This window comes from Clostridium sp. B9 (assembly GCF_050509515.1).
Taxonomy (GTDB): domain Bacteria; phylum Bacillota; class Clostridia; order Clostridiales; family Clostridiaceae; genus Sarcina.
This window is the reverse complement of record NZ_JBNWKA010000003.1, coordinates 1,379,180-1,394,241: the sequence shown is the minus strand read 5'-3', so window position 1 is coordinate 1,394,241 and position 15,062 is coordinate 1,379,180. Positions and strand designations below refer to the sequence as shown.

12 protein-coding genes are annotated in these 15,062 nt (G+C 29.7%); 1 reads left to right on the top strand and 11 read right to left on the bottom strand.

Translation table 11 applies throughout. From position 1 onward, the window contains the following. Positions 1 to 391: 391 nt before the first annotated feature. Both ACQZHJ_RS06295 and ACQZHJ_RS06290 read right to left on the bottom strand, forming a co-directional pair. Positions 392 to 1,171, bottom strand: coding sequence for an HD domain-containing protein (locus ACQZHJ_RS06295; protein WP_430484691.1), 780 nt, complete (start codon positions 1,169 to 1,171; stop codon positions 392 to 394). Beyond that, positions 1,161 to 2,165: a DNA polymerase beta superfamily protein gene (locus ACQZHJ_RS06290; protein ID WP_430486869.1), complete on the bottom strand. Its 1,005-nt coding sequence runs from the start codon at positions 2,163 to 2,165 to the stop codon at positions 1,161 to 1,163. The genes ACQZHJ_RS06295 and ACQZHJ_RS06290 overlap by 11 nt, the downstream gene beginning before the upstream one ends. Before the next feature lie 548 nt (positions 2,166 to 2,713). Here ACQZHJ_RS06290 and ACQZHJ_RS06285 point away from each other — a divergent pair. Next, the gene (locus ACQZHJ_RS06285) at positions 2,714 to 3,550 is read left to right on the top strand and encodes a CPBP family intramembrane glutamic endopeptidase (RefSeq protein WP_430484690.1); all 837 of its coding nucleotides are present in this window, start codon (positions 2,714 to 2,716) and stop codon (positions 3,548 to 3,550) included. An 817-nt stretch (positions 3,551 to 4,367) separates the two neighbouring features. Here ACQZHJ_RS06285 and ACQZHJ_RS06280 read toward each other — a convergent pair. The 9 genes from ACQZHJ_RS06280 to ACQZHJ_RS06240 all read right to left on the bottom strand — a co-directional run bounded on the left by ACQZHJ_RS06280 (position 4,368) and on the right by ACQZHJ_RS06240 (position 15,062). Further along, a complete protein-coding gene (locus ACQZHJ_RS06280) occupies positions 4,368 to 5,657 on the bottom strand; it encodes a family 16 glycosylhydrolase (RefSeq protein ID WP_430486868.1) in 1,290 nt (429 codons plus the stop codon). A 28-nt stretch (positions 5,658 to 5,685) separates the two neighbouring features. After that, on the bottom strand, positions 5,686 to 6,570 hold the full coding sequence (locus ACQZHJ_RS06275; RefSeq protein ID WP_430484689.1) for an HAD family hydrolase: 885 nt from the start codon (positions 6,568 to 6,570) through the stop codon (positions 5,686 to 5,688). 14 nt (positions 6,571 to 6,584) lie between these two features. Continuing rightward, on the bottom strand, positions 6,585 to 8,930 hold the full coding sequence (locus ACQZHJ_RS06270; protein ID WP_430484688.1) for a glycoside hydrolase family 65 protein: 2,346 nt from the start codon (positions 8,928 to 8,930) through the stop codon (positions 6,585 to 6,587). 20 nt (positions 8,931 to 8,950) lie between these two features. Continuing rightward, entirely contained in the window at positions 8,951 to 9,817 is an 867-nt protein-coding gene (locus tag ACQZHJ_RS06265) for a PIG-L deacetylase family protein (protein WP_430484687.1), read from the bottom strand. Between the two features lie 195 nt (positions 9,818 to 10,012). Next, positions 10,013 to 10,870 carry a carbohydrate ABC transporter permease gene (locus ACQZHJ_RS06260; RefSeq protein ID WP_430484686.1) on the bottom strand — a complete coding sequence of 286 codons (858 nt, stop codon included), beginning with the start codon at positions 10,868 to 10,870 and terminating at the stop codon, positions 10,013 to 10,015. Beyond that, a complete protein-coding gene (locus tag ACQZHJ_RS06255; RefSeq protein WP_430484685.1) occupies positions 10,867 to 11,001 on the bottom strand; it encodes a hypothetical protein in 135 nt (44 codons plus the stop codon). The genes ACQZHJ_RS06260 and ACQZHJ_RS06255 overlap by 4 nt, the downstream gene beginning before the upstream one ends. A gap of 25 nt (positions 11,002 to 11,026) precedes the next feature. Next, complete coding sequence (locus tag ACQZHJ_RS06250; RefSeq protein WP_430484684.1) at positions 11,027 to 11,773, bottom strand: carbohydrate ABC transporter permease; 747 nt, start codon at positions 11,771 to 11,773, stop codon at positions 11,027 to 11,029. A 141-nt stretch (positions 11,774 to 11,914) separates the two neighbouring features. After that, positions 11,915 to 13,177, bottom strand: a complete 1,263-nt coding sequence (locus ACQZHJ_RS06245) for an ABC transporter substrate-binding protein (protein WP_430484683.1) — start codon at positions 13,175 to 13,177, stop codon at positions 11,915 to 11,917. A 166-nt stretch (positions 13,178 to 13,343) separates the two neighbouring features. Beyond that, entirely contained in the window at positions 13,344 to 15,062 is a 1,719-nt protein-coding gene (locus tag ACQZHJ_RS06240; protein WP_430484682.1) for a sensor histidine kinase, read from the bottom strand.

Sequence of the window (15,062 nt, the reverse complement as noted above, 5' to 3'; positions counted from 1 at the left end):
ATTTTAATGTATAGCTAAATATTTTTTCACTTATTTACTATTCTTATTTGATTACAAAATCAAAATTAATGAAATATATTTATTTTCATAAAAAAAACTTCAAAAATTTATAATACTATTTAATAAATACAACTAATTAGAAATTCTTAATAATATTTATCTTACTTAAACATATCATTGAAAGGATTTATTATGGATAAAAACAAAGATTTTATTAAAAATATGAAATTAACTCGATTAATACTATTAATAATTACTATCATCGCCTTAATCCTCTCTTCTTTTAAACTAGATACTACTATAGGATTGCTACTTATTTCAGTTAATATCCTTACTATAATAATAGCAAAAGCTAGTAAAGAAACTGACAACACTTAAAGCTTTATTTTAGTTATTTCTCTTTTTCTTGCTCAATAACCTCTTTTAAGGTACCCTTAATCGCCTCTAACTCCTCTAGTCTCTGCTCTGCAAGTTCTGGACTTTGTCCTAAAACATCCGCTCTTTTAACCTTTAATAAATCTAAAAAGCCTTCTTCTCCAACAAGTTTTAAAAGCTTTCTTACAGATTTTTTAGTATTAGCAATCTGCCTATCATGATATTTTATAAGTAAAGCTACTCTCTCTATGGTTTCATCATCATACTTTAACCTCTTTAGTATCTCCCTTGCTTTCTTAGTTGATACCTCTCCATGTCCATAAAAATGACCAATACCTTTTGCGTCAACTGTTTTGCACTGTGGCTTTGCTATATCATGAAGTAACATAGCAAATCTTAACTCTCTCTCTTCATCAATATTGCAAACTGTACTTATTATATGATTATAAACATCAAAACAATGATATGGATTTTGTTGATTCACTCCTACACACTTATTAAGCTCTGGAATTATATACTCCAAAATCCCACAACCTATTAAATCATCTATCTTCCTTGGATTGCTTAAAAGTATTTTTTCAAATTCATCTCTAAGCTCTTCCATCTCAACATTCCTTATATTATGTACTTCCCTAATTATTGCTTCTCTCTCACTTGAATCAATATCAATTCCCTCTTCTGCTGAGATTCTTATTATCCTTATCATCTCTAAAGGTTCTTCTCTAAAAAGCTTATAAAGGTTATTCTCCTCAGTAATCTTCTCATTTTTTATATCATTTACCATATTAATTCCCATTTAAAATCACATCCTTATATATCTCCATGATTAATTTCTCTATCTTCTTATAATTAGGCTCCTTCTGAAGTTCAGTCCTCTTAGCAGCTTCCTTAAAAGCTAACTCATACTTATCAACCATTTCAAATATCTCATCATAAGTATATTTTCCATTTCTAATATCAAGTAAAAATTCTCTTTCATTTTCTCTAAATGTATTAACACCTTTACCTTCTAAAATCTCTTTTCCCATTATAAGAAGCCTAATCAAATGCATAGCATGTTTATTTAAGTGTAACTCATCCTTCTTAGAATTTCTGTGATTTAATTTGCTATAATCCTTAACAACATTACTCATTTCAGAATAGATATTCTTAAAATCTCTCAAAGGATAGTTCTTCAAGTCAATATTCATAAATATCTCCTCTTCCATATCCTCCTTTAAAGATTTATCTAAAAACAGCTCCAACTTCCCATTATTAAGCTCTCTATATCTGTCCTCAATACTATTCATCTGATTTTCTATACTATTTAATATGTGCTTTTCCTTCTCCTTCTGAGGATAATTCTCTCTTGCCAAAGCGTTCTGAAGCCTTCTAAGCTGGGCAGTTGCATACCCTCCAAAGCTTTGAATAGCCTTCTGTGATAGAAATAAATCCAAATTATCTCTAAGCAACCTTCCATACTTATTGCAAACAATCAATTGATCCTCCCTAGTTCCTAGCATCTCTATAACATTAGGATTACAATTTTGCAAAAGCACTATAACCTTCTTTAATCCATAAATAACTGTATCAGTTTTTCTATCCTCAAACTGTTCAAAAGAAGACATACCTATAATCTCCTTTGGCCTCTCCACAGCTATACCTCTTATATCTAAATCACTCCCTGAAACATTAGTCCCATATGCATGAGAACCCCCTAATGTTAAAAGGATAATATTCTTATTTAAATGTTCATCACTTCTCAAAAACTCATACTCTTCACTCTTTAAAAGCTCTTTTATCTTATCCATAACTCCTCCAAGTGCTCTTAACACTTCGCTTTCCATAAGAATTTCTACTTTAATCTTAGTCATATTCTACCCTTTAACAACTTGTTTTTTCAACAAAAATCATTTATGAAATACATAAGATATTATAGAAATTTTTTACAAAATAAAAATAGATATTAATATATAGCTACTAATTAATACCTAACGAAATATACTACCTTTATTTTGTAATTTCTCTTATAATAACCTATATAGACTAAAATATACCAACAAAGTTTGAACTATATGTTAATTCTTGTTAAAATATTAAGTATAATTACAAAACTTGGATTAGGAGGTTTTTATATGAAGTCATTAATAAAATACTTAATAAAACCCTTAGCAATAGTCTCTTGTGTGCCATCAATAGGTTTACTCTCTTACTACATAACAGAAAACAAGACTTTGCTAATAACAAGCTTACTTCTATATTTTGGTGTCATACTTGGTTTCACATTTAAATACTTCTTAACTCTCAAGTGTAACTCAATTAAAAATTAATTTTAGATATATAAGAAAGGATGAATCAAATGTGTAAAAGAACATTATTTCAAACACTAAAAGTAGTATTCTTTTTACTATTACTTTTTTTATTTTTACAATTTGTTATAGCACTTGTGGCATCATTCGCAATTATGTTCTTAGTAGGAGCAATATCAGCTTTTATGAAGATACCTAATAAAGCCATGTTCATAGCAAGTTTTGAAGATTTTACATTATTACTTACAAATTGTATTTTTCAAATAATAGCACTTATATACTTTGCAAGAATGTATAGAAAAAGAAAATTCAATATCTCAAATATAAAATTTGAAATAACTCCAAAATTTTTAGGAAAATGTACATTAATAACCTTTGGTATAGGTGGTTTATCAGGATTATGGATTCTAATTGTCCAAAGTTTGTCTCCATTTGTACCCTTCCTTAAAAATGGTTTAGCTGACTTTGTTTCATCTATGTCATCCTTAACTTCTGATCCAATTCTTGCCTTCATCTCAGTAGTAATACTTGCCCCAATATTAGAGGAAGTATTCTTCAGAGGAATTATATTTAATGAACTAGCTAAATATAGACAAGGTGCATTTCCTATAATACTATCAGGTTTAGTATTTGGACTAGCTCATATGCAATCTATTCAAAGTGTTTATACATTTATAATGGGAATAATTCTAGGATTTGTGTATAGTAAAACACACTCACTTAAAATAGTAATATTCATGCATATGTTAAACAACTTACTTTCAATGCTACCTCAATCCTTATCTCAATTTAATGATATACTAGGATTCATATGCATAGTTCCTATGGCATATTTCCTAATAAAAATGAAGACCCAAAAACTTCCCCAACTAAGTCATTCAAACTAAAAAACATTGCTATTTTTTAATAATTATTAATTTCTAGTATATATTCATACCTAACTTAATTTACACCAAAATTAAACAAGATTATTCTTATAAATTTTCAAAAAATTTTATATGTATAACTTAAGGGGGGTATTATGAAAACAAAATTTATGCTAATATCATCAATTATTCTATTCTTAGTTTCAATACTTTTTTTACTTACCGGTAATAGAATAACTTGGCTTGTATTATTTATCATTGCGATGCTATTAAACCTTACTAGACAACTCATAGATTTAAAAAACAAATCAAAATCAAACTAACTCAAATTATTATTAAAGGAGGTTTATTATGAATGATTTAAATCCGCAGACTTTCCAATAATAATGAATTACTCATGCTCACTAATATTGCTATTTTCCTTACTAAAAATAATCTTTCCATTTGGTGAAGATAGTGGCTTAGAGAAAAGAGGTGTTAAAAAGACAAAAGTACTTTAAGCGAACATTGCTATCTAGCCAATCTTTAAAGCTATATATACTTAAATAAACAATAAAATAATGGAACTCCCCAAAAGAGCTCCATTATTTTATAAAACCTTATTATCATAATAATTTAATTTACAATTTTTTGTAAAAGACTATGTTTTAAAACAGTATTGATTTCTAGATATAGATTAAATAGTCCCTTACACTTACAAATTATATTTCAAAATATAAAAAATGCCCTCAAAACTAGATGCATTTTTTATTCTATAACTTTAATAATAGGTCAAGCTTTTTTTAAATATTATATACCTTTATTATTTGTAAACTTTTTTAAAATTCAATATAATCTTTTATTCTACAGGTATAAATCTCCACTGACTTGTCCAGTATGTCTCTGGAACATTTCCATACTGTAAAACCCCTTCATAGCTTTCTGTATGTAGTGCCACTGGATACTTCCATCTATTTACCAATCTTGTATAATCTCCTTCTGAAATTTCCTTCCATTGAGCACTCCACCATGTATTCGGCACTATTCCATGTTCTACATACCCCGTTTGACTTTCTATATTTATGTACTCACCAGTTGCTTTATTTTTTAATAATACATACCCATCTCTATATTCTTTTTCCCATTTTGCAGCTTCTTCATTTTGAGCACTTATATCTCCATATACCACATTCTTATTATCCTGTGATATATACATATACTTTCCAGTTTGTCTATTTTGAACTAGATAATTATTTGAATGTGATTTTTCTGGATACCCATCAACTGGTTTCCAAACTCTAAAATAATCAATTGCCCATTCCTTTGGCCAAACATCATTATGAGTTCCTGAACCTGCATCTGTATATATGTTTAATATTGTTCCCATTTCATAATCTGGTGAACCATAAATCACTTTAAATAATTTATTGTCATAATAAAACTTTAAACTACTTGGACTCCACTCCATACCATAAACATGATATTCTGATGTTGGATTTCCTTCTGGAACCTTATCTTGTGATAAATACCAACTTGTTTGGAAGTTAGGGTCATTCCATCCATAAGCAGCAATCCTCCAAGTATCTTGCTTACTAAAGAAAGTTTCTAATATATCAATTTCTCCAGTCTGCTTAGAATTAAACCAATCATTAGTGTCATCTTGCATTCCTACCATCCACCAAGCCTGATGACCACCACCACCAACATTTGATAATTTAGCACGAATCTCAAAATACCCATACTTTGTTGTGTATCCCTTCCACTCATTTCTCTCATGATTATCAGTTGTTCCACTAAAATTGTGTACCCAACTTTTATCAAAAGACATTATGGCAGATGACCTAACCTTACCATCATGTTCTGGACACCAAGGCTTTTGATCCTCTTTTATATATTCAACAAGAGAACCATTTTCAAACCTATAATTTGCCTTAGCATCCTCTGGATTATCACACCAATGAGGTAGATAATAGTCTGTCCATTTATTTCGGTCTAAAGCTGGACCATTAAATTCATCATTAAAATCCAACTTATATCCTGGCTTATCCAAAGGATTTGATGGGAAATCCTTTGCTTCTGCATTTGTAAATGGTAATAATATTAAAACTGCCAATAAAAATATAAAACTTAACAAGCTCTTTTTATTCAAAGCTATCCCTCCAATTTTAAAGCCTGACCTATTCATTTTCTTTTTCATTGCCTTGCTCATTTAAGAATTTTAAAAACCTATTTACTCCTCCTGAAATCACCTTTACCTCTTTTGGTCTGTATCCAATAGCATTTGAAACATCAAAAAAATCTCCATCTCTTGATAACTCAGTTATCATAAAACTATCGCTCCCATATAGATTTTCATCAAGTCCTATATATTCATCCCCCCAAAAACTACATTGGTCTGGAGTTATAGAAAAGTTTTCATTAAAGTATTCTAATATACAATCAACATTATCGCTTTTAGTTGATAATCCAACTTCTAAATATTTAGCATCAGTAGTTACACTTAGTAAAAGCCCATGTTTTTCACCAATTTTAACAGCCAATTCAATAAGGCCTTGAACTCCCCCATAAAAATTATGTATTTTCAAATTATCTTTTAAAACCATTAGTTCATCCTCTTGAAAAAACAGATTATCTCCTCTATTACTATCTACCATAAGATCAATTTTACAGTAATTAGGTCTGCTAAAAACAATGTCTGTTTTAAAATCATATTTTTCTAAAAGCTCCAAGTGAATGTCAAAACATACCTTATGAATTTTTAAAAGCAACTCCTTATTAGGAATATTATTGCTAAATATCTCTATTTTCTTATTTTTCCCAAATCTATAATTGTATGCCCCTCTTCCTAAGCCTAAAAACAAATTCTTAAGTTCATCCTCTTCAAAATAATCCTCTAAATTTCCACCTGCTATATTTTCTATAGTTGTACCACTTATTATGGCTAACTTAACATCATTTTTTAAAAGCTTTTTCATTTCAAGAATAACCTCATCAACTGGTGATTTTCTTGAAGTTACTGCTGTTCCATCCCAATCAAAAAATATACCTCTATACTTTCTCATATATACCCCCCATTTTATCTATTATCTATAATTCTACTTATTCTTTTGTCCTCTTTAATATCTATGATTTCACCATATATGCCTAATGAAATTGTATCTCCTTTTATAAGCTTAACTTCAACGCCTCTTTTATTAACCTCTATTTCTATTAATCTTTTTCTGTAATTTATTCTAAATTTATAACTAGTCCACTTTTCTGGTATTGTTGGATTCAATTCTAAGAATCCTTTATTCATTCTAAGTCCTGCAAATCCATTTACTATCCCCTGCCATGTTCCTGCCATGTTAGCTGCATGTATTCCTGCATAAAAATTATTGTGATAATCATCTAAATCCATCCTTGCAGATTGAGAAAAATATTTATATGCCTCCTCGTGATACCCTATTTGACTTGCCAAAATTCCAAATACACAAGTTGACAAAGAAGAATGATGTAATGTAACTTCTTGATAAAAATCATAGTTTCGTTTAAGCTCTTCAATAGTAAACAGATTACTATGTAAATACATTCCTAATATAGCATCTGCCTGCTTTGACATCCTTTGTCTATAAACAAACAATGGGTGATAATTTTCATATAACAAATGTCTTTTTTCCACTGGAATTTTTGAATCATCCCATTTTTTCCTCTTCATAAATCCATCATCTAATGGATAAATCCCAAGTTTTTCTTCATATGGGAAGTACATATTTTCAATTATTCTCTCCCAATAAAAAATCTCATCTTCTTTTAAAGATAATTTCTCAACCAAACTTTCATATGCCTTCTTGTCCCTCTTTTTCAAAGTTTCTAATGCCCAAATAGCATCCTTTAAATTTTCCCTAGCCATAAGATTTGTATAGAAATTATTGTCAACTATTGCATTATATTCATCAGGTCCTGTAACTGCACATATACAATACTTATTATCTTCATACTCTGAAAAATCCCCTACATCAGCCCACACTCTTGCTGTTTCACAAAGAACCTCTGCTCCTTTTTCCTTTAAATAGTCAAAATCATCAGTAACATCCATATAAAGCTTAAATGCATAAGCAATATCAGCATTTATATGATACTGAGCTGTTCCAAGAGGAAAGTATGTTGATGCTTCCTCTCCATTTATTGTTCTCCAAGGATATAATGCTCCCTTATCATGACCAAGAACCCTAGCTCTTTCTCTTGCTTTATCTAAAGTGAAGTATCTGTAATCCAAAAGAGATTTAGCTATTTCAGGCATATTGTAAACAAAGACTGGAATAATATACATCTCTGTATCCCAAAAATAATGTCCTTCATACCCTTCACCACTTAAGCCTTTAGCTCCCATTCCTGTTTTTCCATCTCTCCCAACAGCTTGCATAATATGAAAAAGATTAAATCTTAATCCTTGCTGAAGAGCATCATCACCTTTAACTATAATATCTGCATTCTCCCAAAACTCTTTCAAATATGCTTTTTGATCTTCTTCTCCCTTTTCATACCCTTCTTTTTTAGCATTTTTAAGAGAATCTCCAATAAATGCCTGAAGACTTTCTTTATCAATATCTAGCGAGGATGTATAGCTTATAAACTTTCTAAGTATTATTTCCTCTCCTTCCTTACCACTCATTTCATAATAAATGCCTCCACTTAAATCACTTTCATAAATTCCACCGCTAAGCTTTTCGCCAACTACCTCATGAATGCATCCGCAGGCCATTGTTAACTTACTATTCTTAGTTGTTCCTTCATAATAAATGTCATCATTATTTATTAAAATCAAGTCCTTCATTACTCTTCTTCCAAAAGGACCATAATCCACCAAAGGATTAGTTTTTCTTGTATGATTTTCTACATTTCCATCTATCATAGAAAGCAAGGTTATATTACCACTAAAGTTAAGTGGAGTAACCTTATACTCTATTTCCATAATATTTTTATTTTTAAAACTAACAAATTTTCTTGTTGATATTTTTACTCTCTTACCATTTGGTGACTCCCAAATAAGGTTTCTTGTAACTACTCCCGCTTTCATATGAAGAGTACGCATATATTCTTCAACATTACCTGAGAACATGCTAAACTCTTCATCTCCAACAAACAACCTAATTATTTTGCAGTTTGGAAGATTAATTAAAGATTGGCTTTCTGTAGGAAACCCAAAATTCCATTCTCCATATCTTATATGCTCACTTTCATAAAATCCATTTATAAAATTGCCTTCCAATCCAGTATTAACATCAAAATCATATCCTTCTTCAAAAGTTCCTCTTGTCCCTATATAGCCATTACTTAAAGCAAATGTTGTTTCATTTCTATAATTATTATTTATATCAAAGCTATCCTCTGTTATATTCCAAGGTTCTATCTTATAAATAGACTCTATCTTATTTCCCATTTTCATTCCTCCCATAAGAATTAATAATCTATTTTCCAAAACACCTCATCCATTTTTACAAAAGAAAATAAAAACTCTATAGCATCTGGTTTAAGAGCTGTTTTATGCTGATTAATTACATTCCATTTTAAATTTAAATGATTTATATTTGATTGCATTTCCATTGGAACTCTAAAGCTTAAGCACTCTTCCCTTTTTAAATTTGAAGTTTCTTCCAAACTTTTAGGAACAGTAAATCTTTCAATATTCTCTGTAATAATAGGCCAATTTTCATCTCCATCAAAAGAATGAACTATTCCACTATACAAGTCTATTTTTATTCCCTCTTCCTTTAATTCTCTTAATACATCAACTACAAAAAGATACAAATAACTATGATCTCCATGATTATCAAACTGAGATGTTGTAAAAATATTCATAGGTTTATATTCCTTTATAACTCCCTCTAAATCACCCAAAAAATCTTTTCTACAATAACTGCCCTCTTCACTAAAGTTTTTAAAATGATATGTATTTCCATCTTCTAATGAATATGTTTTTTCAGAACATCCTGAAGGTATTATTCTATTTATGTCACTTTCTTCATAAAGTCTTCCTATAAAACTCTCTTCCTTTGGCATTCCTGTATCTGCATATCCTAAAAAAATCACATTTTCCCTATCTAACCCTAAAAGAGTTAACCCATCTAAACTCTCTTTCATCCTAGTTCTTCCAATCGAAAAATCACTTGCTCCATAATCTCCATTAGTAGCCAATACAACTTTTACGTCAAGCCCACTATTTAAAGCACTTTTTATCACACCTGCTGTCATTAGCAATTCATCATCCTCATGTGGAACTATAATCATAATACTTCCAAAACTTTCATCTATATGCTTATCGATCATAACTTTTCCTCCTATACTATGATTCAATTTCTATAACCATAGAAGCTCACCAAACTTTAACTTTCACAAAATTAAGTAAGCTTTTTAATACTAGTTTTTAATAGCTAGCAAAATCAACACTTCTCTAAAGATAGAATCTTATTTTAAGAATATGCTCTCTTGCTAGCTAAAACATTAATCATATTATTTGAATTTCTAACCCTTTACTGCACCTGTTGTAACTCCACCTATTATGTACTTTTGCATAAACACATAAAATATCATAAGTGGTGCAACTCCTAACATAAGCATTGGGAATAATGCTGTCCAATCTGTTGAGAATTGCCCTATATTTCTTGAAACCTCTTGTAATATAACTCCATTTGATCTACTTTGTAAGAATAATAATGGTGTTAAGAACTCATTCCAAACATTTAGTGTTACAATAATAACTACTGTTGAAATAACTGGCTTTAAAAGAGGTAAAACTACTCTAAAAAACTTTTCAATTATTCCACATCCATCTATATCTGCTGCCTCCTCTAGCTCAACAGGAATAGTAGCTTCAATAAACTCTTTAAAAAGGAATATTGCTTGAGGAGTATTTATTGCCACATTTACCAATATAACAGCAAAAGGACTATTCATAAGATGTAAAGTCTTCACTATTTTATATAAACTAACTATATTCATTTGAAATGGTACAATTAATCCTGCTAAAAATAGCAAGAACATACGATTTCCAAGCTTAGTTTTTGTCCTAGCTAATGCATATCCAGCCATAGATCCTAAAATTACTATTAATATAACGGCAGTAGCTGTTATAAAAACAGTATTTCCTAAAGCTCTTGGGAACTCCATCTTCTTCCATGCCTCTGCATAATTTTCAAATACCCAAACTGATGGTAATCCAAGTGGATTTGCTGTTGCCTCCTTAGGTGATTTAAATGTTGTTACTAATAAATAGTAAATTGGAGTAAACCATATCATAGCTAAAAGAATCATAGCTACTTCTAGTCCCCATAATTTCTTTGTTTTATTATTTGGTGATTCTAAGTTTAATTTACTTATCATGATATAGCCTCACTCCATTTCCCCATTAGTTTTGTTGTTACTCCGCTTATTATAAGAACTATAACAAAGAAACAAACACCAAATGCTGCTCCCGTACTATAAAATCCATCTGATATACCTTTTTTCATCATAACTGTCATAACTGTTTCAGTTGCATTACCTGGTCCGTCCTGAAGTCATTGAGTAGATAATATCAAATACTTTCATACCTCCTATAAGACCTGTAACCACAATTATTTTAACTGAAGGACACATCAAAGGAAGCGTTACATTGAAGAATTGTTTTAAGCCACTAGCACCATCTATGCTGGCTGCTTCATATAGCTCTTTTGGTATAGATTGTAGATTTGCTAAGAATATAACCATTGCCCATCCAGTCCATTGCCAAGCCTGTGTTAATATAACTGAAAATAAGTCTCTGTTAGTTGTAAAGAAATTTACTGTGTCTAGTCCTAATGAATGTAATATATTATTTACTAGTCCATAATCTGAAGAAGATAATATAAAATTCCATAAGTATCCTATAATCAATGAACTAAATACTGCTGGAAAGAAAAATACAGCTCTTAATAAGTTTCTACTCTTAAGCTTTTTATTTAATAAGACTGCCAATGGAAGCCCAAGTATAGTTTGTAAAGCTGTAAGAACTATTGCATATATTACTGAATTCTTTATACCTATTAACATAACAGGTGTTTCAAAGACCTTTAAATAATTCTTTAATCCTACAAAATCTAAATTTGTTGGATTTATATCTGTGTAATTTGTAAAACTATAAAATATTGTATAAACAAAGGGTATAATACTAAATATTAAATAAATTGCTAAAGCTGGTAATATAAAAATATAAAAATACTTTCCTAATGTTCCAGGCTTTCTTCTCCTTTTTTTAGCCAATTCCATATATATTCCTCCTAAAAATTAAAGCTTTGCTTCTTTTATTAATTCCTCATTTGGTATGACATATTTTAAAGAAAGCAAAGCTCTAAATTAAACTGCTTATTATATTTTAAATAAATTTTTATTTCCGCTAATTCTTAAAACCTATTTGTTTATAAGTTCACCTGCAGCATTATCAACATTTTGTAATGTTGTTTTTAAATCTTGATTTCCAAGTAAATAGCTTTGCATTTGTTTACCGTAATCTACATGAACAGCTCCAGCATCTCCCCATTCATTCCATGGACAATAGATATGTCCTGCATCTATAGCCTTTTCAGCACCATTGAAAGCTGCTGGAAGTTCAAATGTTACTCCTTTTAAGTAAGATGATCCACCTTGGTTATTTTGCCATAGAGCTTTTTGTCCCTCTGGAGTTGCTATTGCTTCTAAAACCTTCATTGCTTCATCCTTATTCTTTGATTTAGCATTTACTGCAAATCCACATCCTGGTCCACCAATTAACCATCCATCACTTGGTTTTGTTCCATAGAATGGCATCATATTAAGTTTTAAATCAGGGTTCTTTTCCTTTATAGCTTCTAAATCCCAAGGACCGGAACAAAACATAGCTGCTTTTCCTGTTGCAAATTCTTCTAAAGCCTGATCATGATCTATTCCTGTCATATCCTTTGTATAAATTCCTGACTTTATCATTTCTGACCATTTTTCTAAATACATGTTCCATGTTCCATCTAACTTAACTTTGCCTTCTCTAAATTCTTGTCCAAAATTTTTACCAGCATCTGTTGATAAATACTCTGCAGTTACAAAAGCCATAGAATTTTTAAGCATTGGCTCCCAAGATTTCAAACCTGCAGCCAATGGTTTTATACCTAGTTCTTGCAATTTTTTGCTAGCTGCTATAAATTCATCAAAAGTTTTAGGTAATTCTATATTATTATCATTAAAAATTTGTTCATTGTAATATATTCCTTCAAACCAACTTATACCTGGTAAAGCATATACATTTCCATCATACTTATAAACATCTGTACCCGAAGGAGAAAATCTCTTTGATAAATCGTTTACATTAACTAGATAGCCTAACTTAGCATGTTTTAAAGCTGATGCTGGTGATTCACATATGATATCAGGGCCCTCTTCAGCTGAAAGTTGAGTATCAACTATTGTATTATAGTTAGAGTTATCAATAAACTGATATTCAATTTCTGCATTAGGAACTTTTTCCTTTAAATATTTAAGTAAATCCTTCATTGTATCCTCATTATTCCAGTTTGTCATACGAAGTTTTACCTTCTCACCTGATGCCTCACTATTTGTTTTAGCTTCTTCACTTCCACATCCAACCATAGCAGTAGCTCCAAGTACCACACACAAGATTGAACTTAAAATTTTCTTTTTCATTATGTACATCCCCCTTTTAATATTCTTTCACTCTTTTTTCTGTTTTAGCTTCTCTCTATGATTAAATTATAATCTCTTTAACAAAGTTCATATATAATACATTTTTTCGAAACATTGCACTATTTTATGTACTTTACAAAAAATAGTGCAATATTAAGAATTTAAGCTATTTAATTTTAGGTAACTTTAAACTTACACATACATATATGCCATCTACCTTTTCAACTTTCAAATTACACTTAATATCATAATAAAGCTCTATTCGCTCTCTAATATTAGATATTCCATACCCCTTCCCAGAGCTATTTAAAATAATTTCTAAATCAATATTTTCATCTCCATAATTTGTATTATAAATATTAAAAACCAAATTATCCTTTTCATTATTAAATTCTAATTTTATTTTTCCTCTTTCCCCACCATAATTACAATCAATTCCATGCTTTATAGCATTTTCTGCAATAGGTTGAAGTATGAAATTTAACATTTTACATTCCATACCCTCCTCATCAATTATATATTCCACATCAAAGTTATTTGAATGAGCTAATCTTTGTATTTCCATATAAGATTTTATATTATCAATCTCATTTTTTACAGTTGTAAGTTCCTGCCCATTATTTAAACTTGTCCTATAAAATTTAGCCAAATGTCCTGTTATATCACTTATATCATCATTTCCCTCTCTAATAGCTTTCCACTTAATCGTTGATAATGTATTATAAAGGAAATGTGGATTTATCATAGCTTGAAGGGCTTTTAACTCTGTAGCTTTCTTCTCTAATTCAATTTTATAAACTCTATTTATCATTTCATTTAATTGTTCACTCATATTTCCTAAACTATTTGTAACAGCTCCAATTTCATCTGTGTCTTCTGTAAATATAGGTCTTTTAAAGTTTCCCTCTGCTATTTCCTCTGCCTTATCCTTTAAAAGTAATATTCTTTTACTTAACAATTTAGATAGCACACTAATCAATACCACCTCTAAAACCAAACAGATTCCAACTATAAGCAAAGTAGATTCAATAATTGGCATAAGCTCATCTGTTATATTAGCTTTATTTATATAATAAAATACTCTTAACCCTATGCTATCTATTTCATTATCACAGATTAAATATCTCTTTTTATCAAGTATTTCTCCTAAATCTCCACTAGAATTCAATACTTCTTCCATAACCAACTTATCTATCTTCTTATTATTAGAAACTTTTACAGTAACAATACTGTTTTTATTATCTTTTATAATAATTCCATTTCCTAAGTAATTCATTTTTTCAACTGGTTCATTAATAATACTATTAAAGAACTCCATTCTAAGAACTCCAATAACTCTACTATTAGTTTTAGTATCTAAAATAGCTCGTGTCAGAAAAATCTTACCATCATCATACTGATAAAATGTTTTAAAGTTCCTTTCACTATTTTTATACCACTCTTCATCTTCAACTAAAGTACTTGGCTTTAAAAAAGATCCAATCTCCTCATTTACATTTGGAGTATATATATCTATTTCTTTTATATAAGAATCACTTGTTATAAAGTACCAAAATATTGGCTCTACAGTCTCATTTAATGTTTGTGCTATAGAAATATTATCACTTGATTTATTTTCTATAACTCGCCTAAAATTTAAATTATATGCTAAATATTTTGCATAACTTTCTTCCTTCTTAAACCTAGAATCTAGCTCATTAGTTATGCTTTTCATATTATTAACCATAGTTTTTTCTGTTTGTGCCATTAGATTTTGTCTTGATTCACTAAAAGCATATATTCCTAAAAGTATTATTGGAATAGAAACCAATATGCTAAAGCTTATAATTAACTTTTTTCTTATAGATGCCTTCCCTAAAAACCATTTAATAACTCTCTTTCCCAT

Excerpts from the sequence above, each read along its gene's own strand:
- ACQZHJ_RS06295 (WP_430484691.1), bottom strand. The coding sequence starts at position 1,171 with ATGGGAATTAATATGGTAAATGATATAAAAAATGAGAAGATTACTGAG.
- ACQZHJ_RS06290 (WP_430486869.1), bottom strand. The coding sequence starts at position 2,165 with ATGGATAAGATAAAAGAGCTTTTAAAGAGTGAAGAGTATGAGTTTTTG.
- ACQZHJ_RS06285 (WP_430484690.1), top strand. The coding sequence starts at position 2,714 with ATGTGTAAAAGAACATTATTTCAAACACTAAAAGTAGTATTCTTTTTA.
- ACQZHJ_RS06275 (WP_430484689.1), bottom strand. The coding sequence starts at position 6,570 with ATGAGAAAGTATAGAGGTATATTTTTTGATTGGGATGGAACAGCAGTA.
- ACQZHJ_RS06270 (WP_430484688.1), bottom strand. The coding sequence starts at position 8,930 with ATGGGAAATAAGATAGAGTCTATTTATAAGATAGAACCTTGGAATATA.
- ACQZHJ_RS06265 (WP_430484687.1), bottom strand. The coding sequence starts at position 9,817 with ATGATCGATAAGCATATAGATGAAAGTTTTGGAAGTATTATGATTATA.
- ACQZHJ_RS06260 (WP_430484686.1), bottom strand. The coding sequence starts at position 10,870 with ATGATAAGTAAATTAAACTTAGAATCACCAAATAATAAAACAAAGAAA.
- ACQZHJ_RS06255 (WP_430484685.1), bottom strand. The coding sequence starts at position 11,001 with ATGATGAAAAAAGGTATATCAGATGGATTTTATAGTACGGGAGCAGCA.
- ACQZHJ_RS06250 (WP_430484684.1), bottom strand. The coding sequence starts at position 11,773 with ATGGAATTGGCTAAAAAAAGGAGAAGAAAGCCTGGAACATTAGGAAAG.
- ACQZHJ_RS06245 (WP_430484683.1), bottom strand. The coding sequence starts at position 13,177 with ATGAAAAAGAAAATTTTAAGTTCAATCTTGTGTGTGGTACTTGGAGCT.
- ACQZHJ_RS06240 (WP_430484682.1), bottom strand. The coding sequence starts at position 15,062 with ATGGGAAAGAGAGTTATTAAATGGTTTTTAGGGAAGGCATCTATAAGA.